Raw genomic sequence first — 21,693 nt, 5'->3', positions numbered from 1 at the left:
GACACCTGCCTATTCCACCCGCTCTGTTTCCTTCGCTGGTTTTTCTCCCAGAAACTCCACCCAGGCCTTTTTGATGCACGGATAATGCTTGGACGCCTCCACCAGGTTCATGAACGCAACCAGGTTGTCCTCAAACCGTTTGGCCAGCGTTTTATCTTTCAGGCTGCCATCTTCATGAAAGGCCTCGTGGGCAGTGGCCAGCGAAAACATATCCGGGTATACCCTGGTGCCTAGGTGCTCAAAGGGGACGCGCAGTGCCCAGAGCCCGCGGTTACCGCCCGCCATAGAGGGGGAAGCGGACATCAGCAGGGCGTGGTGCTGGTGGAAGGGTTGCGGACGGAAACGGGAAGTCCAGTCGATCACATTTTTAAGGTAGCCGGGCATGGAACCGTTGTACTCGGGTGACGAAACGATCATGGCGTCGTTAGCCAGAATACGTTCCCGAAACGCTTTGGCCCCATCCGGATGATAGCCGTCCACTTCCAGATCCTGATTGAAGGTGGGGCAGTCGAACTCCGCCATATCAGCAAAGTCTACTGTGCCGCCATGTTTCTCAATGACTTTCACGGCCAGCTTTGCCAGTTTGGTATTGAGCGATCCGCTCCTGAGCGAGGCTGAAAAAACCAGGAAACTGGTATGCTCACGACCTTTATTCTGTTGCTCTTCCATTTGCTATCCTTTCTTATAAGTTCTTGCAGGCATCGCCTGTCTGTCTTGTCTTTTCACGCGAGTCCGGCATTTTCACCTGCAGTGGCGGTGCCTCTCGCTTCATTTGTTAAACGAGAACGCAATAAAAAGTTATCAGGAGGCAGGCGGTGGGTTTCCCTCTGACAATTCGCATTTGCGGAACCGGTGCGTGCATAGATGGGGTGCCCTGCCTATCATAATTGCTATACCTTCTCCATTGGTTATCAACGTATAGGTATAGGGGTAAAGCGTATACTGTTAACAGGATCAATCGAGGGCAAACAGGATGAACGAACTAAAAGGGGTGCACCATGTAACGGCTATTACGAGCAGCGCAGAAAAGATCTATGACTTTTTCACGAACGTGCTGGGGATGCGGCTGGTGAAAAAAACGGTCAACCAGGACGATATTCAAACCTACCATTTGTTCTTCGCCGACGATAAGGGCAGTGCCGGGACGGATATGACTTTCTTTGACTTCCCCGGCATTCCAAAAGGCAGGCACGGCACAAACGAGATCGCCAGGACCTCTTTCAGAGTGCCCGGCGATGCAGCCCTGGCGTATTGGCAAAAACGATTTGACCGCCTGAAAGTAAAGCATGAAGGTGTCAAAACGCAGTTTGGCAAGAAAACGCTTCCCTTCGTTGATTTTGACGATCAGCAATACCAGTTAATTTCTGACGAAACAAATAGAGGTATAGCCTCGGGCACACCCTGGCAAAAAGGCCCCGTTCCGCTGGAGCATGCCATCACGGGCTTGGGTCCGGTCTTTATCCGGATCGGAGACTTCGACTATTTTAAAGAAGTGCTGGAGAAAGTGCTTTTGTTTAAAGAGACTGCCCAGGAAGGAGCCTTTCATTTGTTTGAAGTGGGGGAGGGTGGAAACGGCGCTTCCGTTATCGTCGAAAAGAACGGGAGTCTCCCGATGGCGCAGCAGGGCTTTGGCACGGTGCACCACGTAGCGTTCCGGGTAGAAGACCGTGCCGCGCTGGAAGAATGGATTGAGCGCATGAACAGGATCGGACTCGCGACTTCCGGCTACGTCAATCGTCACTTTTTCGAGTCGCTGTACACACGCGTTGCACCCGGAATTTTATTTGAGCTGGCTACGGATGGTCCTGGATTTATGGGAGACGAACCCTATGAAACGCTGGGCGAGAAACTATCCCTGCCTCCCTTCCTGGAGCCGAAGCGCGAAGCCATCGAAAAAATGGTCCGGCCGATTGACACCGTGCGGAGTACGAAGGAGTTTACCAAAGAGTAAAGCCGTTCGGATAGCAGGTATAGCTGAGAAGAAGTTACTTGGCTGAAGTATAGACTTATCTGCCGGAGCAAGGTTTTTCAGCCAATCCTAAGTGTTCTAAATAGCTTGCCGGGCACCTCTACCTGCGTTTGGTTTTCCTTAACGCACTTTTCCCTTCATACTTTTGAGGCCACACATTCCAATGCCACCCAACAAGCCTGCGGTTACGCCAGCTATACCTTAACTGATAAATTCCCTGAAAGTGCTGAAGCGTGGTACATGCTACAGGACACAGAAAGGGCTACGTAATCACTGTTTGATTCAGGAAACCAAAACTTTTTATCAATAATTAATGTATATACAATAAATGTATCTACATTTGTATTATGGTTTCATTCAAACATAACCGCTTTTCAGAAGTAAAAATTAAAATAAAGATAGCATCATGGCTAATACAAAATGGGTAGTTGACCCGATACACAGCGAAGTACAGTTCAAGGTAAAGCACCTGATGATCACGACCGTGACAGGTTATTTCAGAAACTTTAACATAGAGGCGCTTACACCGGATGAGGCTTTCATGAACGTGGAGCGTGTTGTTTTTACGGCCGATGTCAATTCGATCAGCACCAACAACGAGCAACGCGACACACACCTGAAATCGCCGGACTTTTTTGACGTGGAGAAGCACAACGAAATCCGCTTTGTGGCTAACAGTTATGAGCATGTAGGAGGCAGTGACTACAAACTGCATGGCGAGTTGAGCATACGCGATGTCACCCAACCAGTGACCGTAAAGGTGGAACTTGGCGGTATTGTCGTCGACCCGTACGGACAGACAAAAGCCGGCTTTACGGTAGACGGAAAGATCAGCCGCAAGGAATTTGGCCTCACCTGGAACGCTGTGACCGAAGCGGGCAGCGTGGTGGTGAGTGACGAGATCAGACTGCACGCAGAAGTGCAGTTGGTGAAGCAGACGGTGTAAACCGGACTGGCAGATAATTCAATATAGGAAACAGCCGTATACCTGATTACCAGGTAGATGGCATAGAAAACTAAGATCATGGAAAATAGAATAGCAGGCCTGCACCACATCACAGCGATCGCGGGTATGGCCAAACAAAATCTTGATTTTTATACCAAAGTACTGGGCCTGCGCCTGCTCAAAAAGACCGTCAACTTCGACGATCCGGGTACCTACCACTTTTATTTCGGGGATGAAAAAGGCAGCGCAGGCACTATCCTGACTTTCTTTCCGCACGAGGGAGCCCGCAAGGGAAGCGCCGGCACCGGCATGGCCACCAACATTGCCTACGCGGTGCCAGAAGGCAGCTTCGATTTCTGGATCGACCGCTTCGAAAAGCACTACGTCACTTACAACAAACCCTCCGAAAAGTTCGGTGAGAAGTACCTCACATTTCTGGATCCGGATGGTCTGAAACTGGAACTGGTGATCCCCAAAACTCAGGATAACCGAACGCCCTGGGAAACCGACGAAGTGAAAGCTGCCGCCGCGACCAGGGGCTTTCATGGCGTGACGCTGACGGTGCAGGACAAGGAGAAAACAGCGCAGGTGCTGACCGATATCTTCGGCTATACCTTGCAGGAGCAAAGCGTGAACCGCTACCGCTACGTTACCGACGCGGTGGACACGGCCAACATCATCGACCTGGTGGAACTGCCCCACGAGCCGCGCGGTCTGGGCGGTGCCGGCACCAACCACCACATCGCTTTCCGGGTGAAGAACGAGGAGGTGCTGATGCATTTTCAGAAAAAGATTGCCGACCTGGGCTACAACATCACCCAGAAGATAGACCGCAACTATTTTTACTCACTCTACTTCCGCGAACCGAACGGCATCCTGTTCGAGATCGCCACCGACAACCCCGGATTTGGCATCGACGAGCCGTGGGAAGAACTGGGAACCGGTTTGCTGCTGCCCCCACGTTACGAGTCGCGCAGAGCGGAGATAGAAGCAGCCCTGCCTAAGATTGACTAAGCTGGGTAAAAGCAAGCAAAGTGTAAGTATAAAAGAAGAGAGTAGCTATGGAGAATTTTGCAATAACCAGGGTATACGCTGACGAAAACGGCGACAGCAGGTTTGAGGATATTACCAGACCACTGAATCCGGAAGGGGAGATCGGTTTCCTGTCGGAGCCGGAGGTAGCGGAGAGTGTCATTTTCCGGAAAGTGCCGTCTACTTATGATTACGATTTTCACACGGCACCGGCCCGGCAGTACCTTGTCGTGCTGGATGTAGGTATAGAGATAGAGACCTCACTGGGTGACAAACGCACCTTCAGGCAAGGGGAAGTCCTGCTGCTGGAGGACACAACCGGGAAGGGCCACAAAACCCGTAACCTGGAGCAGGCCGTCCGGAGCTCTATTTTCATCACGCTGGCTAAGGTATAGCCACCATCCTTTATAAGAGCAAAACGAAGAATTAGTATCATGGAGATAGAAGTAAAAGATAATCCGGCCGAAAACAGGTTCGAGACAACCCTGGAAGGCCATACCGCCATCATCGAGTATAAACTGAAGCCCGGCGTGATGACCGTGCTGCATACCGAGGTGCCAAAAGCACTGGAAGGCAGAGGTATAGCCGGCGCCATGACCAGGTATGCACTGGAGCATATGGCAGCTAACAAACTGGAGCTGGTGCCGCTGTGCCCCTATATGCGCTCATACCTTAAAAAGCACCCGGAATACCAGTACCTGGTGCGTAAGGAGTCGGCTAAAAGCGAGTAAAATATAATCAACGAAAAGCCCCCATGACCCATCATGTAAATTTCAAAGGCGAGAAAGCAGTACCGGTAGAGGAGCGGCAGACGATTCTGCAGGCTTCTCTGGCTGCCGGTATTCCGCACTACCACGCCTGCGGTGGAAAAGGGCAATGCACCACTTGCCGCGTGCTGGTACTGGAGGGGCAGGAAAAGCTGACGCCGCCCACCGTATTGGAGCAGGCGATTAAGAAAGTGAAGAAGTTTCCGGACAATGTGCGGCTCGCCTGCCAGTCCCGGGTAAACGGGGAAGGGGTAGCCGTGCAGCGGCTGATCCGGGATGAAATTGACCGTTTTATTTTTGTTGATGACACGGAAGACAGCTTTACCACCGTGATGGGGGAGAGCCGTAAGCTGGCGCTCTTCTTTATCGATATCCGTGACTTTACGCCTTTTGTCGAAAGGAGCCTGCCCTTCGATGTCATCCACATCATGCGCAGGATCTTCGCGCTTTTCAAAAATGCCATCACCCAGTACGATGGGGAGATAATCGACACAGCAGGTGATGGCCTATATGCCGTCTTTGGGCTGAACAGTAGAATAAAGCAAGCCGCCAACTCGGCCGTGCTGGCCGGGTTAAAGATACTGTCCGACCTGCGGATCTTTAACAATACCTACATGCGGCCTTACTTTAACCATACCTTTGAAGTAGGTATAGGCGTGCACGTAGGGAAGGTGGTGGTGGGTAACGTAGGTATAGGCCTGAGCCATAACCTGACGGTGATGGGCTTTCCGGTGAACATTGCCGCCCGGCTACAGGCCGCCACCAAAGAGCTGAACAACAGTTTCGTGATCTCAGCTGTTGCCTACCGCTTACTTAAGAATCCGCCGTATTCCGTGGGTTGTAATTACCTGAATCTGAAGGGCGTCAGCACGCCTTATGAAGTGAGGCTGATCGGGAAGCCCTACGAAATAAAAGACACCCCGGTTCTCCCCGAAACCAGGCAGGTATAGGTCTGGATTTACAGGTCAACCGACCAGCTTGCCTGCCTTGGCTGCTTCAAATGGATGAAAGCCTAAGCATTGTAAGCGGCTTTAGGACGAAGCTTTTGCCACAGCTTTTTTAACGGCCGGTGCCACCACCGTTCCAAGCAACTCGATAGCGCGCATCAGGATGTCATGCGGCAGGGTACCCACGCTGATATGCAACAGAAAACGGGTATTGCCGAACAGCTCATGCTCGTACAGTATTTTATCGATGACCTGCTGCGGACTGCCGACCAGCAAAGATCCCTTCGGAGCGCGCATCGCTTCGTAGTGTTCCCTGTTCATCGGAGACCAACCCCGTTCGCGCCCGAGCTTGCTCATCACGTAAGCATAGGGGCCATAATAAGCATCAGCGGCTTTCTGCGCATCATCCGCAATGAACCCATGCGAATTGATGGCCAGCTGCATTTTGGCAGGATCGTGTCCGGCTTTGTTGTAGGTTTCCTTGTACAGGTTCGTGAACGGCACAAAACGCTCCGGCTCCCCGCCAATGATGGCCAGCGCCATTGGCAGGCCATGCGTAGCCGCCCGCACCACCGATTGAGGCGTACCGCCTACCGCCACCCAGATCGGCAGCTCCTGCTGGAAGGGCCTCGGATAGACCCCGCGGTTATCGATAGCCGGCCGGTGTTTGCCTTCCCACGTAATTTTCTCACTTTTGTTGAGTGCTATCAGCAGTTCCAGCTTCTCTGAAAACAGCGTGTCATAGTCTTTCAGGTCGTTGCCGAAAAGCGGAAAAGACTCAATGAAGGAGCCGCGACCGGCCATGATCTCGGCCCTGCCTTTTGATAGGAGATCAACGTGCGCGAAATCCTGGAAAACACGCACCGGATCGTCGGAACTCAATACCGTCACACCACTCGATAACCTGATGTTTTTGGTTTTTACGGCCGCTGCTGCCAGGACAACAGCCGGGGAGGATACGATGTAGTCGGGGCGGTGGTGCTCGCCAATGGCAAAAACATCCAGGCCCACCTGGTCTGCCAGTTCTATTTCCTCCATCAGGTTTTGCATCCTTTCCTCAGGACGAAGCATCTTGCCGGTATAAGGGTCCGGGGTATTCTCGACGAAGGTGGTTATTCCGATTTCCATAGGTAAGATTTCAACTGTTCCACACAAAGTATAAATTACGCAATCTACACAAACTTTGAGCAACCTGACTTAAATTCATTTGCTTCCTATCGCGAAATGTGCCAACTTAAAACATGCAGGAGAAACGGTTTTACAAAGGGCTTTACGGCACCAACACCATCGAATTTGCAAAAGGGCTCATTCATGTGCATCCTTTCGGAGAAATCGGGAAGCAGCACCAGGGACAGGTAAAACTGCATGCTCACAATCATTTTCTGCAGATCTTTCTCGTCCGGGAAGGACAAACTGAGTTTCATTATGGATCAGAGAAAGTCACGATACAGGCCCCGGCTTTTCTGGTAGTCCCCAAAAATATTGAACACGGCTTTCTGCACCTGACAGATGTTTCCGGTTGGATCATCAACCTGGCGGACACCGTGCTGGAGCACATGCTGCAGCGGGAAGCCGATGTGATTTTCGGGATGGAGGAAGTGCATATGGTGTCGGTTACGCAGGAAGAGCCAGCCACAATGGAAGTATTTGAAACCATGCAGCAGTGTGTGGACGAATACAACAGCACGTTTCCCGGCAGGCTCCTGATGCTGCAGTACCTGGTCGGGCAGATGCTGGTGCAACTCTACCGTATCTCGCTGGGCGGTAAACGAGCTTTCTTCTCCTCCTCCAACATCAGCAAGGTATACTTCCGGCGTTTTCAGCAACTCATACGGGCAGAGAATTCCTACAAGAAAACGGTGGAAGAATACGCCCGCGACCTGTTCATCTCCACCGGTCACCTGAGCCGCATCTGCAGAAGCAACGCCGGCCAGTCACCCAAGGACCTCCTAATCGACTATTTCATCACCAAAGCCCAGTTGGCGCTCTCCGATGTGGACAGCAACATTGCCGACATTTCTTACTCGCTCGGCTTCGAGGACCCCGCCTATTTTGCCCGGCTCTTTAAGAAAAGGACCGGCCAGACACCCCTGGAATTCCGCAAAAAGATAGGCGTGAAACGCACCTAACCCCTTCATGTTCGATTTGTCTTGGTAAAAGCGCATCTGTCCTACCCGTAGGGCTGCTGTACGAGTACATTTGTAATACTTAGTGAGTGGTTACTTTCCTATGTAAGTGCACGCTCATTTTTAACATACACTCGTACATCAAGAACATGAAAGGTATTCATATACAGCGGATTGAGTCCGTTATCGTGGATCTGCCCACTATCCGTCCGCACCACTTGTCGATGGCCGTGATGCGCAACCAGGCCATGGTCATCGTGCGCCTGTTCTGCAGCGACGGCATCGAAGGGATAGGCGAGGCGACCACTATTGGCGGACTGAGCTACGGGGATGAATCGCCGGAAGGCATGAAGCTGACGCTGGATACTTACATTGCCCCTCTGCTGCAGGGTAAATCAGCCCTCAGCATCAACGCCCTTATGGCTTTGCTCGAGAGTCACATCAAGGGAAACAACTTTGTCAAGTCCGCCATCGAGACGGCCCTTTTGGATGCCCAGGGTAAACGGCTCGGCGTATCCGTGGCCACCCTGCTCGGCGGAGCCCTGACCCATACCTTGCCCGTGCTGTGGACCCTTGCCAGCGGGGATACTCAAAAAGACATAGAGGAAGCCCACGCGCTCCTAAAAGAGGGCCGGCACAATACCTTCAAACTGAAGATCGGTCGCCATGAATGGAAAACCGATGTGCGGCATGTGAGTGCGATCAAAAGAGCCGTCGGCCCCGATGTGAAAGTGACCGTGGACGTCAACCAGGCCTGGACGGAAAGTGTCGCCAAACAAGGTATAGCAATGTTGCAGGAGGATGGAATAGACCTGATCGAACAGCCCATCATCAAAACGAACTTTGACGGACTTGCCCGACTCACGCAATACTTTAAAGTACCGATTATGGCCGACGAAGCGGCCGGGACGGTGTCGGACGCCTTTAAGCTCGCCAAAATAGGAGGGGGCAGTGTGTTTGCCCTGAAGATCTCCAAAGCCGGTGGTTTGACCAATATCCAGAAACAGGCGGCCATTGCGCAGGCGGCAGGCATCAGCCTGTACGGCGGCACCATGCTGGAGGGCACGGTGGGCACAGTGGCTTCGGCACAGGTTTTCAGCACCCTGCCTCTAGGCTGGGGCACCGAACTCTTTGGTCCGCTTCTGCTCACAGAGGATATCGTCAAGAATAGACTGACCTACCAGAACGGCGTCATGGAAATTCCGCAGGGGCCGGGTTTGGGGATAGAGCTGGATATGAATCAGTTAGAAAAATTCAAAAGAAAATAAGCTATGCTATTTCACGTGCACATGCTGGTGGATATCCCACTGGATTTAGATAAAACCTATGTGGAGGAATTGAAGGCGAAAGAGAAGGCGCTTTCGCAGGAGCTGCAGCGCAAGGGCAAATGGACGCACATCTGGCGCATCGCCGGCCAGTATGCCAACATCAGCATTTTTAATGTGGACAGTGCAGGCGAACTCCACGACATCCTCATGTCGCTTCCGCTATACCCGTTTATGCAGGTGGAAGTGACTGCCCTCTGCCAGCATTACTCTTCTGTCAAGAACGAGGAAGAGGCCCACTAACTCACCTTAAAAACTAATCAAACTAAACCTTTAACTATCATGGAAAGAAGTCAGATAGACGCCGTTGTTGAAAGAATCAAATCAACAGAAGTGCCCGGACAAGGCTCAGAGCGCATCAAAGAGATTGTAAACCGCCTCACCACCGACCTGTTCTACGCCATCGAGGACCTGGACATTCAGCCGGAGGAGATCTGGAAGGCGGTTGACTGGCTTACCACAACCGGCAGAAACAACGAATGGGGACTGGTCGTGGCCGGCATCGGGCTGGAGCACTTCCTGGACCTGCGCATGGACGAGGCCGAAGCCAAAGCCGGTATAACAGGGGGCACCCCGAGAACAATTGAAGGTCCGCTGTACGTGCCTGGCTCACCGGAATCGGTTGGTTACGCCGAGCTGGAAACCGAGCCGGAAGAAGGAGGGGAGCGACTCTACATGCAAGGCCAGGTGAAGGATGAAGACGGCAAGCCAGTGCCTGGCGCGAAGGTTGAGGTATGGCATTGCAACCTGCGCGGCATGTACTCTATTTTCGACTCATCACAGCCGCCTTTCAACCTGCGCCGGGCCATCATCACCGACGAAAACGGCAGGTATAAATTCAAGAGCATTTTACCGGTGGGTTATAGCTGTCCTCCCGGCGGCGCGACAGACCAGTTACTCAAGGCCATTGGCCGCCATGGCAACCGTCCGGCACACATCCACTTCTTTGTGACAGCGCCCGGACATCGCAAACTAACCACGCAGATCAACATAGAAGGTGACCCGCTGATCTGGGATGACTTCGCCTTTGCCTCCCGCGAGGAACTGGTGCCGCACATCACACGCTACTCCGCATCAGAAGCCAAAGAGAAATTCAACATCGACGAACCTTTCGCTTCCATCGATTTCGATTTTGAGATACACAAAGAGCGGGAAGGCGTGTTCGCTGCAGAGATAGAGCGCACGCACGGACCACGTTAAAACCTTAGCACAGGACCAGATGCCAACAATACAAATCGCCGGTAACGACTGTTACTATACCTATGAGGACCTGGGGCACGATGATACCATCGTGTTCTCCAACTCACTGGGCACGGACCTGAGCATGTGGGACAAGGTCGTGCATTGCCTGAGGAAGCACCTCAACATACTGCGCTACGACACACGCGGGCATGGCCAAAGCTCCATCAATTCGGACACCGTCACCATCGAAGAGCTGGGGCAGGATGTCATCGCTTTGCTGGATCACCTGAGGTTGGGCAAGGTATACTTCTGCGGCCTCTCAATGGGCGGGCAGATCGGGCAGTGGCTGGGCATCCACCACCCGGAGCGGTTCATTAAGAACATCATCGCCAACACGGCCGCAAAGATCGGAACAGCAGAAGGTTGGAACGCCCGCATTGCCCAGGTGAAAGAGCACGGCCTGGGAAGTATACTGGATGGCACGGCACAGCGCTGGTTTACCCCGGCCTTCAGGCAGGAGCATCCGGAAGCGGTACGTGATGTACTGGAGAAATTTACGCAGACGTCCCTGCAGGGGTACATTGCCTGTTGTGCTGCTGTGCGCGACGCCGATTTCAGGAAGGCCCTATCGAATCTGAAAGTGCCGACCCTCGTCATCAGCGGCACCCAGGACGAGGTGACGACAACTGTCGACGGCGAATTTCTGGCCAGCGGCATACCCCGTTCCCGGCACGTGCAGCTCGAGGCCAACCATCTGTCCAGTGTGGAATTGCCTGTTGAGTTTGCCAAAAACGTGCTCTACGCCGCCAAAAATGAAGGCGACTTTTATTTAGAAATCTACCATTGATATAGACATGAAATCGGTACCACAGATAAGCCTTGAAGAAGCGGTTGCTTTGGTAAAGGATGGGGATATTTTGCTGCAGGGCGGTTTTGGGATGACGGGCAATCCGGTGCACCTGATGCACGCGCTTGCCGAAACCGGAACCAGGAACCTGACCTTTATCGGCAACAACGTCGGCGAGGCAGGTATAGGCGGAGGCAAACTGCTGCGAAACGGGCAGATCAAAAAGATGATCGGTTCTTTCTTTACCAGCAACCCGGAGGCGGTGAAAGCAGCACAGGACGGCGACGTTGAATACGAGCTACTGCCGCAGGGCACCCTGGCCGAAGCCATCCGGGCCGGCGGCGCAGGTATAGGCGGCTTTTATACGCCTACCTCAGCCGGCACCGAACTGGCGAAGGGCCGCGAAACGAAAGTGATCCAGGGGAAGGAGCAGGTTTTTGTGGAAGGTATAAGAGGCAACGTGGCCTTTGTGCGCGCCTGGAGAGCCGACACGGCCGGCAACCTGAGCTACCGCATGACGGAGCAGAACTTTAACCGCGCCATGGCCACCGCCGCCGATCTGGTGATCGCCGAGGTGGAGGAGATTGTGCCGGTTGGGGAGATAGCGCCGGAGCACGTGCACACGCCGGGCTCTTATGTGAACTACCTCGTGCAGGCCACGCTGACCTTGGAGGATCTGGGCTCATCTGCCTCTGTTGAATCTTCACGCAAGGTGAGCGAACGCCGCATGAACATGGCCAAACGTGCCTTGCAGGAGCTCAAAAGAGGTGATGTTGTGAACCTGGGTATAGGTATACCTACCCTGGTGGCCGATCTTATCACGCCGGAAGACGGCATTGTGATGCACACCGAAAACGGCATGCTGGGTGTGGGGCCGTCGCCAAAAGATGGCGGTGGTGCGATGGATTACCCTGTCAATGCCGGCAAGATTCCGGTAACGGCGCTTCCGGGCTCCAGCTACTTCGACAGTGCCGATTCCTTTGCCATGATCCGGGGCAGACATGTGGACATTGCCGTGATGGGCGGACTGGAAGTTGACGAGCAGGCAAACCTGGCCAACTGGGCCGTGCCCGGTCAGCCGCTGCTGGGGGTGGGCGGTGCCATGGACCTGGCTTCAGGTGCCAAGACGCTTATCATCACCATGACCCATACCAACAAAGACGGCTCTGCTAAAGTGGTCCCGACCTGCGCACTGCCGCTCACAGCCCTGAAAGCGGTGGACATGATCATCACAGACCTGGCCGTTTTCCGCTTTATCGACGGGCAACTGACGCTGACCGAGCTGATGCCGGGCGCGACTCTGGAAGAGGTGCGGGAGAAAACGAGCGCAACATTCAAAGAGGCGCTTTCAGCCTAGAAATGGGACCGCGCCGCTCAATTATGTGAAGGAGAACCGCACAGATGGCAGTCAAGAGGTATAGCATTGATGTAGACATGGTCCTGTACATTATCCGGTGTACCATTGGCTTCCTGATCGGCTACGCGCTATACCTGGCTTTCCCACAGTTTGAGTTCTACTGGACGATGATCTCCATCCTGCTGGTCTTGTCTCCGGAAATAAAGGACTCTTCCAGACTGACGGTTGAACGCGTAAAATCGAACCTGATCGGGTCGAGTGTCGGACTGTTATGTGTGTTGCTCCAGGTGCCCCAGGTATTGATGATGGTGCTTGGAATCGCAGTATCCATTCTGGTCTGCCATTTTTTTAACCTGATGAGTGTGGCCAGGACCGCTGTGGTGGCTCTTGTTATTGTGGTGATACATGAGCAGGAAACCATGTCGAACTGGGCGGGGGTGGAACGTTTTTTATGTGTCGCGTTGGGTTGTATGATCGGATATGGCGTGTCCGGCGCGACCTCGTTTTTAACTGATAAGCTAAGAAGAGACCAAACCAGTTAAATCAAGAAATATCATGAGCAAGCAAGCCTATATCGTGGATGGAATCAGGACTCCGGTCGGAAAGCTGGGCGGTGGACTTTCGCCTATCCGCACCGACGACCTGGCAGCGATGGTCATAAAAGAATTAGTCTCCCGAAATCCGGCCATACCCAAAGAGGCCGTGGACGATGTGATCCTGGGCTGCCACAACCAGGCGGGCGAGGATAACCGGAACGTAGCCCGCATGGCGGGTCTGTTGGCCGGACTGCCGGTCACAGTGCCCGGCGAAACCGTGAACCGCCTGTGTGCTTCCGGTATGTCGGCCGTTATCCATGCAGTGCGGGCCATTAAGGCAGGCGATGGCGACGTGTTTATAGCCGGAGGCGTAGAGCACATGACGCGCGGCCCCTTGGTGGTTTCCAAACCCAGCAAAGCCTTCGGCAACGATTCTGAGATGCACGACTCCAGTTTCGGCTGGCGCTTCATCAACCCCAAAATGGAAGAGGTATACGGTACTGACCCCATGGGCGTGACGGCAGAAAACCTGGCTGAAATGTATGAAATCTCGCGGGAAGACCAGGACAAATTCTCTTATCATTCGCAAATGAAAGCGGCCAAGGCGCAGGAGAATGGTATAATGGCAGAAGAGATCATGCCCGTCAAAATTCCGCAGCGAAAAGGCGAACCGGTCATCGTTTCGGAAGATGAATTTGTACGACCGAACACCACCCTGGAGACACTGGCCAAACTGAAGCCCGCCTTCAAGGCCAATGGCACCGTGACGGCCGGAAACGCATCCGGTTTAAACGACGGAGCGGCAGCCACTTACATCGTTTCTGAAGAAGCCCTGGAGCGATACAACCTCAAGCCGCTGGCCCGTATCGTGAGTTCGGCAGTGGTCGGCGTAGAGCCCCGCATCATGGGCATTGGTCCGGTACCCGCTACTGAAAAAGCGCTGCAGCGAGCGGGCTTAACCCTGGCCGACATGGACATCATCGAACTGAACGAAGCCTTTGCCGCGCAGAGCCTGGCCTGTACCAGGGCCTGGGGCCTGGCAGATGATGACGAGCGCCTTAATGTGAATGGTGGGGCTATTGCCCTGGGACATCCGCTGGGTATGTCCGGTACGCGCATCGTGTACAGCGCGGCCCTTTCCCTGAAAAGGCTGCAGAAACGCTATGCACTGGCGACCATGTGTGTGGGCGTAGGGCAGGGTTATGCCGTCATACTGGAAAGGGTATAAGATCCTTTTCTCTGATTTATTGATTAAAATCTGATGAGTAAGAAAGAGGCCATACTCGACGCTGCCTTAAAGCTGTTTACGGAGAATGGCGTCCGGGCCACTTCCACTAAATCAATCGCTTCTGAAGCCAACACTTCAGAAGCGCTGATTTTCAAGCACTACGGCACCAAAGACCATTTGCTCGAAACCATCATCAAAAAAGCGTACCAGACTGCCGCTGTTGAAACCAACCTATACCTGAAAGGACTTTCGGAAAGCGCCTACATCAACAGCATGATCGAGCTGCCGATACACCTCACGCGTTCCAACCCCGGCTTCTGGCGCATGCAGTACAAGATCATGCCGCTCAACCCCATCTCATCCCGCTACCACGAAAATTTCATGCGCCCCTGCCAGCTCAGGCTGACGGAATGTTTCAGTGCGTTAGGGTATGACAACCCCGTCCTGGAGGCAGAACTTTTGCTGATTCACATCGATGGCGTCTGGAAATATTTTGCCGCGCACCAGCCTGACGCTTCCGTAAAGAAGGAGCTGATTGAGGTAATGAAGCAGAAATATAAGTTCTAGAGGAGCGTCCTGAAATTATTGTCCAATATCGAAGTCGTCATACCTGCCGGGCAGACAGAGCGGTTGGCCTGAAAGAAGTATTTTTCTATTTTTCATTGTTGTTTTACAGCCAATTACGTTCAAATCATAAATGATCATGTGCGTATGGCTTCTCCCAATCAAACCCAGGCTACTACTGCAAACTACCAGGGAACAGATAAACTTATTCTAGGTATTGTCTTAGCCGTTATCACATTCTGGCTATTTGCACAAACCACCCTGAACATTGCACCTGCCATGCAGGAAGACCTGAACATCAGCCACGACCTCAACAACCTCGCAGTCAGTATTACGGCGCTGTTCTCCGGAATTTTTATAGTGGTAGCTGGTGGGCTTGCTGACCGGATTGGCCGGGTGAAATTGACATACATAGGGTTGCTGCTAAGTATTATCGGTTCCTTTCTCATTGTTATCTCACCATCTGGTACTGCCGTGTTTCTGTTGGCGGGGCGCATCCTGCAGGGGCTTTCAGCAGCCTGCATCATGCCTGCCACACTGGCATTGATGAAAGCCTACTATGATGGGAAGGCCCGGCAGCGAGCCCTTAGCTTCTGGTCTATCGGTTCATGGGGCGGCTCCGGCCTTAGCGCATTATTTGGTGGCCTGGTTGCCTCCACCATGGGGTGGCGCTGGATCTTTGTGCTGTCTATCATCGTCGCTATTATCAGCTATTTATTAATAAGAGGAACGCCGGAAAGCAAATCAACGGCCCCAAACGAAAAGTCCTTTGACTGGCCGGGGCTGATTGCTTTTATCATCGCCATGCTGGCCATCAACATTGTCATCGGGCAAGGCTCGGGGCTCGGCTGGTTAAGCCCTGCGGTGCTTGCAGGCATAGCCGTTTTTATCATTGCTACTGTTGTTTTTTTAAGAATAGAAAAACGGAGCGAGAACGGCTTTGTTGATTTGTCCCTTTTTCATAATCAAACATTTTCAGGCGCCACGCTGTCCAATTTCCTGCTCAACGGGGCTGCCGGAACGCTGCTGGTCTCGCTGGCGCTCGTACAGGCCGAAGCGGGCTTGTCTTCTTTACAATCAGGCTTGATTACGGTCGGTTATTTAGTGGCCGTACTGAGCACGATTCGAGTGGGTGAGAAATTGCTGCAAAGGATGGGGCCAAGAAAACCCATGCTGATGGGCTGCTTTATAACAGGGGTCGGGATATTACTCACCAGTCTTACCTTTTTATTAGCTACACAATACATCATCGTTTCCTTTATTGGGTTCACATTGTTTGGTATCGGATTGGGTTTCTATGCCACGCCCTCTACGGATGCAGCTTTAAGTAATGTTCCGGGAGATAAGGCCGGTTCAGCGTCCGGCATTTACAAGATGGCATCGTCGTTGGGTGCTGCATTTGGCGTCGCCATATCCGCAGCCATTTTTTACGGACTTAGCGAAATGGAAGGTATACCGCCTTTGGCTGATCTATTTATGGGCCGAACCGATAATGTAAATGTGCGGTATGCAGCCGGTATAGGGCTGCTGTTCAACGTATTCATGATCGTAGTAGCCATCGTTGCCATCCTGCTGACGATCCCGAAGAGCAGCCCAAAAGAAGCCCTTGTTTCAGCCGACGTATAATTTTTAGTTTTAGTTAACACTATCGCGATGGAGATTCCTCAAATCAAAGCCTTCAATGATAAAATGGACAGCCTGATAGAGCCGCTGCTCCCCGAGCTGGAAGCGATCTATAAAGACATTCACCAGAACCCGGAATTATCAATGGAGGAATTCCGGACGGCTAAAATTGCTGCGGATTATTTAACCCGATACCAGTTTGAGGTTTCAACGGGCGTTGGGGTGACCGGTGTGGTAGGTATTTTACAGAATGGCGACGGCCCGGTTGTGATGCTTCGGGCGGATATGGATGCACTGCCTGTAACCGAAGACACAGGCCTGCCCTATGCCAGTACGAAAATAGCCAGAGACGAAGAAGGAACAGAGGTTGGTGTCTCGCATGTTTGCGGTCACGACCTGCATGTTACCTGGCTGATGGGCGCAGCCAGGCTGTTTTCAGAAAACAGAGACCTGTGGAGAGGGACGCTAATGGCCGTTTTCCAGCCGGGCGAAGAAGTAGGACGCGGTGCCCAGAGTATGATAGACGATGGCATGATGGAGCGTTTCCCCAAGCCGGATATCATCCTGGGGCAGCATGTGATGGTGGGAGAAGCCGGCACTGTAAAGTATCGCAGCGGCACTATTTTATCAGCCGGCAACAGCCTGAAAGTAAGACTTTTTGGGCGTGGATCACATGGTTCCCTGCCCCATACCTCCATCGACCCGGTAGTCATGGCGGCGGCTACCACCATGCGCCTGCAGACCATTATTTCCCGTGAGGTAGCCCCGATCGAGAATGCCGTGCTGACCGTAGGTGCGCTGCAGGCAGGCACGAAGGAAAATATCATCCCCGAAGAGGCCACGCTCAAACTCAATATCCGCACCTTCAACGACAGTGTAAAGGATCACATCCTTTCAGCGGTAAAACGAATCTGCTGTGCGGAATGTGCCGCTTCCAATGCTCCGAGGGATCCTGAGTTTACGGAGCTAGTCAGTTACCCGATGACTGTAAACGATGCCGAAGCCACCGCCAGAGTGGTGGAGGCCTTCAAGATACAGTTTGGCGACAGGGCTTTTGAAACCAAGCCCGCCTCTGCCAGCGAGGACTTCAGTATTTTTGGCCGGAACTGGCAAGTGCCTTATGTTTTCTGGTTTGTGGGCGGAACCGACCCCCAGACCTATCTGGCTGCTAAAGAAGCAGATCGGATAAACTCTATACCCAGTAATCATTCACCCAAGTTTGCGCCAGTCATACACCCAACCTTAAAAACCGGTTTGCAGGCGATGATGACAGCCGCCGCAGCCTGGTTCCATTAAACCGGGCCTGGGGAATCGGAAAGAAAGAGCTGCAGTCGCACTACCTCGCCCTTTATTTGGCAGGGACCTTTGCCTTTGCCATAAACGGGGCTACGGCAGCCCGGAAATGTTACCTTGACCTGTTGGGGATCTGCAACCTTGCCTTTACCGTGGCCTGCGGCGGAGGGATAATCCGTGACCTTTGTATCGGAGCTATGCCGCCTGCCGGATTAACAAACTGGCGCTTAAGAGTAAAACAGAGCGTCTATTTCTAACTCCAACCTCGAGTGTTAATAAAAGCCTGCATATCATAGAATTAACGTCAAAAACAATCAACCTGGATTGGGTGAGGCAGTATACAAAGTATAGAAATGTATAATTTAAAGCAGCATGAATATAATGATAAAGCTATTACTGCTTCTGCTCACCGTCTTCCTGTGTGGTCCACTCAGTGCACAGACGAAACAAAGTAAAAACACCGGTAACAAGAATTCGAATCCCACCTGGGTAAAAAACATACCGGCCGAAGATGTTATTACCTGGCGCCGGCACATCCACCAGAACCCCGAGCTATCCTTCAATGAGGAAAACACTGGCAAGTATGTGGAAGAAGTGCTGAAGTCCTTTCCCAATATAGAAGTCATAAGGCCTGCCAAAACAAGCGTCATCGGCATACTGAAAGGCGCCAAGCCTGGCAAGACCGTGGCCTTCCGGGCGGACATGGATGCTTTGCCGATGCAGGAGGAAACCGATTTGCCATTCAAATCAAAAGCGGAAAACGTCATGCACTCCTGTGGCCATGATGCGCATACGGCCGTGCTGCTGGGAACCGCCGCTACCCTATCCAAAATGCAAAACCAACTGAAAGGAACGGTGTATTTCATTTTCCAGCACGCGGAGGAATCCCCACCCGGCGGGGCCATAGATATCATCAATTCAGGGGCTTTGAAGGGCGTGGACGCCTTTTTCGGGATGCATGTGCTGCCCAATTTTCCTGCCGGCCATGTGGGTATTTTGCCCGTAGGCGCTGCTTCGACCGCGCAGGACGTCTTTCATCTGAACATTATCGGGAAAGGTTCACATGGCTCCATGCCCCATCTGGGAATTGACCCGATCGTGGTAGGGGCAGCCATTGTCAGCGCATTACAATCCGTTGTATCCCGAAACGTGGAACCGGGCGAAATGACAGTGGTTACCATTGGTAAATTTCAGTCGGGTGATGCTTTTAATGTAATAGCAGACAGGGCCGAGTTAGCTGCCAGCATTCGCACCACGACAGATAAAACCAGAAAACAGGTAGAAGAAAGGATAAAGGAAATAATCGACAACATCACAAAAGCTTACGGAGCTACCTACGAGTTGGAGTACGTTCCTACCTACCCGGCCATTCAAAATGATGAAGCCCTCAACGCCCATGCCAGGAAAAGTGCTGTGGGCATCCTGGGAAAGGAACAAGTTTTTGATGCCCCCATGATGACAGCCAGCGAAGACTTTGCCTACTACAGGAAAATAGCGCCCGTCAGTTTTATGACGCTCGGCATTGGGGATGGTGCAGCAAACCACAACCCCAAATTCACGGTGGATGAAAGCGCTTTGCAAAACGGGGTAAAAGCACAGGTTCAGATCATCCTGGATTACTTAAATAAATAGAGTGGTTTTTAAGCTAAATCCTGTCTATACCTATATGAAGAATTTCCATACCTTCCTTTTTATGACTGTACTATTTGCCCTGCTGAATGCCTGCGGTCAATCCGGAAAAGATAAGGATTCTAAAGTTGAAACCGGAACAGAAAAGTCCTCCCAACCTAGTCTGGGTTACCGCTCCGCAAAGCTTTTGGAGACTGACGGCCTGCAGTTCAAAGACCTCAACCGCAATGGCCGGCTGGATGCTTATGAAGATTGGCGTTTAACCCCAGCCGAAAGAAGCAAGGACCTGCTTAGTAAGATGTCGCTGGAGGAGAAAGTGGGGATGATGCTGATTGCCGATATGCGCATGTACAACGAATCGTTCATGCTCGAGGTCTCCGGGGAGACAAAACCCATCACCAGCGCGTTTAACGAGGAGGATGTTGTCATCGACAAAAACCAGTTTACCGGCGTGCCCCTCCCTTTTCCGGTGATGAACACAGTTGGTACCACCAAAGGCATACTCAGGCACAAGATGCGGCATTTTATCTGGAGAACAACCACGGCACCGGCAGATACCATGGCACGCTGGGCCAACAAAGTGCAGGCGCTGGCGGAGAGCGATAGCCTGGGTATACCGGTGCTGTTCGCTTCCAATCCCCGCAACCACATCACGACCGGGGCGTTGGGCGCCACGGGTTCCACCACGATTGGCTTTTCCAAATGGCCCTCTGAAATCGGGTTGGGCGCCATGGCCGATTCCGCGATGATCCGCCGCTTTGGGGACATGGCACGGCAGGAATGGCTGGCAGTAGGTATACGCAAAGGCTACATGTACATGGCGGACCTGGCGACAGAGCCCCGCTGGCAGCGCATTGAGGGAACCTTCGGGGAAGACCCCGAACTGGTTGCCCAATCCATCGCAGCCATCACCTTAGGCTTTCAGGGAACCAGGTTGAACCACGAGTCAGTGGCCATGACCACCAAGCATTTTCCGGGCGGAGGGTCCGCCTACAAGGGTTTTGATCCACACTATACCTATGGCCGCTTTGCCGTGTTTCCGGGAGGTCAGATGGAGGAAAATATGCGCCCTTTCAAGGCAGCCATCCAAGCCGGTACGTCCTCCATTATGCCCTATTATTCGCTGCCCAGGGACACCAAGTATGAAGAAGTGGCTTATGCTTATAACAAGGGTCTCCTGCGGGATGTGTTGCGCGGACAATTGGGTTTCAAAGGAATCATCAATTCCGATACCGGCCCTATTGAGTCCATGCCTTGGGGTGTAGAGAAGCTCACTATTGAACAGCGCTATGTCAAGGCGCTGGAGGCAGGCACCAACCTGTTTGCCGGCAATGCCGATCCTGTCCCGCTTCTTAAAACCCTAAAAGCGCATCCGGAGGTGATGGAGTACGTGGATGAATCGGTTATGCTGCTCCTCATAGAGTTGTTCCAGCTCGGGCTTTTTGAGAACCCCTATGTAGAAGAGGAGAAGGCCGGCGAAGTAGTGGGCAGGCAGGAATTCGTGGAGGCCGGGCAAGAGGCGCAACGCAAGTCCATTGTGCTGCTGCGGAATGAAAAAAATGCGCTGCCGCTGGTAAAGGGCACAAAGGTATACTTCGAGGATTACGGCAAGGTATACGGAAAGATGACGCCCGGACCGGGCAAGGTGTATGCGGAAACCTACGAAGGCCTTACCTTCGTCTCCAGGCCCGAAGAAGCCGATGTGATCCTGCTCTGGGTAAAACCTACTATCCGTCCGCTCTTCCCGTCAGATGACTCTCCTATACAGGTAACCCTTTCCGCCTGCGCGGTGGATGTGAAGTACATCAACGCGCTCACCTCGAAGAAACCAACTGTGCTGGTCATCAATTACGCCAACCCCTTTGTGATTGATGAAGTGTACAACAAACAGACGAGCAATCGTTTCCTGGGTATACTAACCACCTTTGGAACAGAGCCCGGAGCGCTGCTGGATGTGGTGACCGGGAAGTTCAACCCCAGCGGTAAGATGCCTTTTACAACACCGATCAGCCAGCAGGCAGTGGAGAACAACAAAGAAGATCTACCCGGTCATAAGGAAGCAGAAGGGTATGCCTTGTTCAAGTTCGGGGAAGGGCTACGGTACGGACAGTCCGCCAGCGCACGAGGTTCCGGAGCAACGACAGAGTAAGCGGGCTTTTTCGGGACCACTTGAAGGAGCAAACACCTACTGAAGCCAACCTTTCGTCCTGCCTGCAGTATGAAAAGCCATGCAAAGGGGCCTTCAACACTTGAATTACAAGGCGAAAAAGCTTTACGTTGGAACAGGCGCAAAAGGGCGTACAGGCAGATAATGATAAAGCT

Annotated in this window: 22 protein-coding genes; 20 read left to right on the top strand and 2 right to left on the bottom strand. The window is 52.7% G+C overall.

The window, feature by feature from the left end:
* Positions 1 to 9: 9 nt before the first annotated feature.
* Positions 10 to 669 (bottom strand): NADPH-dependent FMN reductase, encoded by a 660-nt coding sequence (locus IEV97_RS02335; RefSeq protein ID WP_188499888.1) that lies wholly within the window; start codon positions 667 to 669, stop codon positions 10 to 12.
* A gap of 304 nt (positions 670 to 973) precedes the next feature.
* On the opposite strand from IEV97_RS02335, the gene IEV97_RS02330 reads away from it, so the two are divergent.
* The 6 genes from IEV97_RS02330 to IEV97_RS02305 all read left to right on the top strand — a co-directional run bounded on the left by IEV97_RS02330 (position 974) and on the right by IEV97_RS02305 (position 5,664).
* Entirely contained in the window at positions 974 to 1,951 is a 978-nt protein-coding gene (locus IEV97_RS02330; RefSeq protein ID WP_188499887.1) for a ring-cleaving dioxygenase, read from the top strand.
* 424 nt (positions 1,952 to 2,375) lie between these two features.
* The gene (locus tag IEV97_RS02325) at positions 2,376 to 2,915 is read left to right on the top strand and encodes a YceI family protein (protein ID WP_188499886.1); all 540 of its coding nucleotides are present in this window, start codon (positions 2,376 to 2,378) and stop codon (positions 2,913 to 2,915) included.
* A gap of 78 nt (positions 2,916 to 2,993) precedes the next feature.
* The gene (locus IEV97_RS02320; RefSeq protein ID WP_188499885.1) at positions 2,994 to 3,929 is read left to right on the top strand and encodes a ring-cleaving dioxygenase; all 936 of its coding nucleotides are present in this window, start codon (positions 2,994 to 2,996) and stop codon (positions 3,927 to 3,929) included.
* Between the two features lie 47 nt (positions 3,930 to 3,976).
* Complete coding sequence (locus IEV97_RS02315) at positions 3,977 to 4,342, top strand: cupin domain-containing protein (RefSeq protein WP_188499884.1); 366 nt, start codon at positions 3,977 to 3,979, stop codon at positions 4,340 to 4,342.
* Positions 4,343 to 4,381: 39 nt separating this feature from the next.
* Positions 4,382 to 4,678 (top strand): GNAT family N-acetyltransferase, encoded by a 297-nt coding sequence (locus IEV97_RS02310; RefSeq protein ID WP_188499883.1) that lies wholly within the window; start codon positions 4,382 to 4,384, stop codon positions 4,676 to 4,678.
* A 23-nt stretch (positions 4,679 to 4,701) separates the two neighbouring features.
* Complete coding sequence (locus IEV97_RS02305; RefSeq protein WP_188499882.1) at positions 4,702 to 5,664, top strand: adenylate/guanylate cyclase domain-containing protein; 963 nt, start codon at positions 4,702 to 4,704, stop codon at positions 5,662 to 5,664.
* An 81-nt stretch (positions 5,665 to 5,745) separates the two neighbouring features.
* Here IEV97_RS02305 and IEV97_RS02300 read toward each other — a convergent pair whose 3' ends face one another.
* Positions 5,746 to 6,789, bottom strand: coding sequence for an LLM class flavin-dependent oxidoreductase (locus IEV97_RS02300; RefSeq protein WP_188499881.1), 1,044 nt, complete (start codon positions 6,787 to 6,789; stop codon positions 5,746 to 5,748).
* Between the two features lie 113 nt (positions 6,790 to 6,902).
* Here IEV97_RS02300 and IEV97_RS02295 point away from each other — a divergent pair, with 113 nt between their 5' ends.
* From IEV97_RS02295 to IEV97_RS02230, 14 genes are all read left to right on the top strand, one after another.
* Positions 6,903 to 7,790 (top strand): helix-turn-helix domain-containing protein, encoded by an 888-nt coding sequence (locus IEV97_RS02295; protein ID WP_188499880.1) that lies wholly within the window; start codon positions 6,903 to 6,905, stop codon positions 7,788 to 7,790.
* 146 nt (positions 7,791 to 7,936) lie between these two features.
* Positions 7,937 to 9,055, top strand: coding sequence for a muconate/chloromuconate family cycloisomerase (locus IEV97_RS02290; RefSeq protein ID WP_188499879.1), 1,119 nt, complete (start codon positions 7,937 to 7,939; stop codon positions 9,053 to 9,055).
* A gap of 3 nt (positions 9,056 to 9,058) precedes the next feature.
* Positions 9,059 to 9,355 carry a muconolactone Delta-isomerase gene (gene catC, locus IEV97_RS02285; RefSeq protein ID WP_188499878.1) on the top strand — a complete coding sequence of 99 codons (297 nt, stop codon included), beginning with the start codon at positions 9,059 to 9,061 and terminating at the stop codon, positions 9,353 to 9,355.
* Positions 9,356 to 9,394: 39 nt separating this feature from the next.
* Positions 9,395 to 10,312 (top strand): catechol 1,2-dioxygenase, encoded by a 918-nt coding sequence (catA, locus tag IEV97_RS02280; RefSeq protein ID WP_188499877.1) that lies wholly within the window; start codon positions 9,395 to 9,397, stop codon positions 10,310 to 10,312.
* Between the two features lie 19 nt (positions 10,313 to 10,331).
* The gene (pcaD, locus tag IEV97_RS02275) at positions 10,332 to 11,141 is read left to right on the top strand and encodes a 3-oxoadipate enol-lactonase (protein ID WP_188499876.1); all 810 of its coding nucleotides are present in this window, start codon (positions 10,332 to 10,334) and stop codon (positions 11,139 to 11,141) included.
* Positions 11,142 to 11,148: 7 nt separating this feature from the next.
* Positions 11,149 to 12,498, top strand: a complete 1,350-nt coding sequence (locus tag IEV97_RS02270; RefSeq protein ID WP_188499875.1) for a 3-oxoacid CoA-transferase — start codon at positions 11,149 to 11,151, stop codon at positions 12,496 to 12,498.
* 44 nt (positions 12,499 to 12,542) lie between these two features.
* Complete coding sequence (locus IEV97_RS02265) at positions 12,543 to 13,040, top strand: FUSC family protein (RefSeq protein WP_188499874.1); 498 nt, start codon at positions 12,543 to 12,545, stop codon at positions 13,038 to 13,040.
* Between the two features lie 13 nt (positions 13,041 to 13,053).
* Complete coding sequence (gene pcaF, locus IEV97_RS02260) at positions 13,054 to 14,262, top strand: 3-oxoadipyl-CoA thiolase (protein ID WP_188499873.1); 1,209 nt, start codon at positions 13,054 to 13,056, stop codon at positions 14,260 to 14,262.
* Between the two features lie 33 nt (positions 14,263 to 14,295).
* On the top strand, positions 14,296 to 14,829 hold the full coding sequence (locus IEV97_RS02255; protein WP_188499872.1) for a TetR/AcrR family transcriptional regulator: 534 nt from the start codon (positions 14,296 to 14,298) through the stop codon (positions 14,827 to 14,829).
* 144 nt (positions 14,830 to 14,973) lie between these two features.
* Complete coding sequence (locus IEV97_RS02250) at positions 14,974 to 16,452, top strand: MFS transporter (protein WP_188499871.1); 1,479 nt, start codon at positions 14,974 to 14,976, stop codon at positions 16,450 to 16,452.
* A gap of 27 nt (positions 16,453 to 16,479) precedes the next feature.
* Positions 16,480 to 17,745, top strand: coding sequence for an amidohydrolase (locus IEV97_RS02245; RefSeq protein WP_188499870.1), 1,266 nt, complete (start codon positions 16,480 to 16,482; stop codon positions 17,743 to 17,745).
* Between the two features lie 56 nt (positions 17,746 to 17,801).
* Positions 17,802 to 17,999 (top strand): trimeric intracellular cation channel family protein, encoded by a 198-nt coding sequence (locus IEV97_RS20205; RefSeq protein ID WP_373283826.1) that lies wholly within the window; start codon positions 17,802 to 17,804, stop codon positions 17,997 to 17,999.
* A gap of 124 nt (positions 18,000 to 18,123) precedes the next feature.
* A complete protein-coding gene (locus IEV97_RS02235) occupies positions 18,124 to 19,374 on the top strand; it encodes a M20 metallopeptidase family protein (RefSeq protein ID WP_229733749.1) in 1,251 nt (416 codons plus the stop codon).
* 61 nt (positions 19,375 to 19,435) lie between these two features.
* Positions 19,436 to 21,520, top strand: a complete 2,085-nt coding sequence (locus IEV97_RS02230; protein ID WP_229733748.1) for a glycoside hydrolase family 3 protein — start codon at positions 19,436 to 19,438, stop codon at positions 21,518 to 21,520.
* Positions 21,521 to 21,693: the final 173 nt, after the last annotated feature.

It is taken from the genome of Pontibacter amylolyticus, from assembly GCF_014638845.1.
Lineage (GTDB): Bacteria > Bacteroidota > Bacteroidia > Cytophagales > Hymenobacteraceae > Pontibacter > Pontibacter amylolyticus.
The sequence above is the reverse complement of the archived record's forward strand: the minus strand, read 5'-3'. Positions and strand labels throughout refer to the sequence as shown.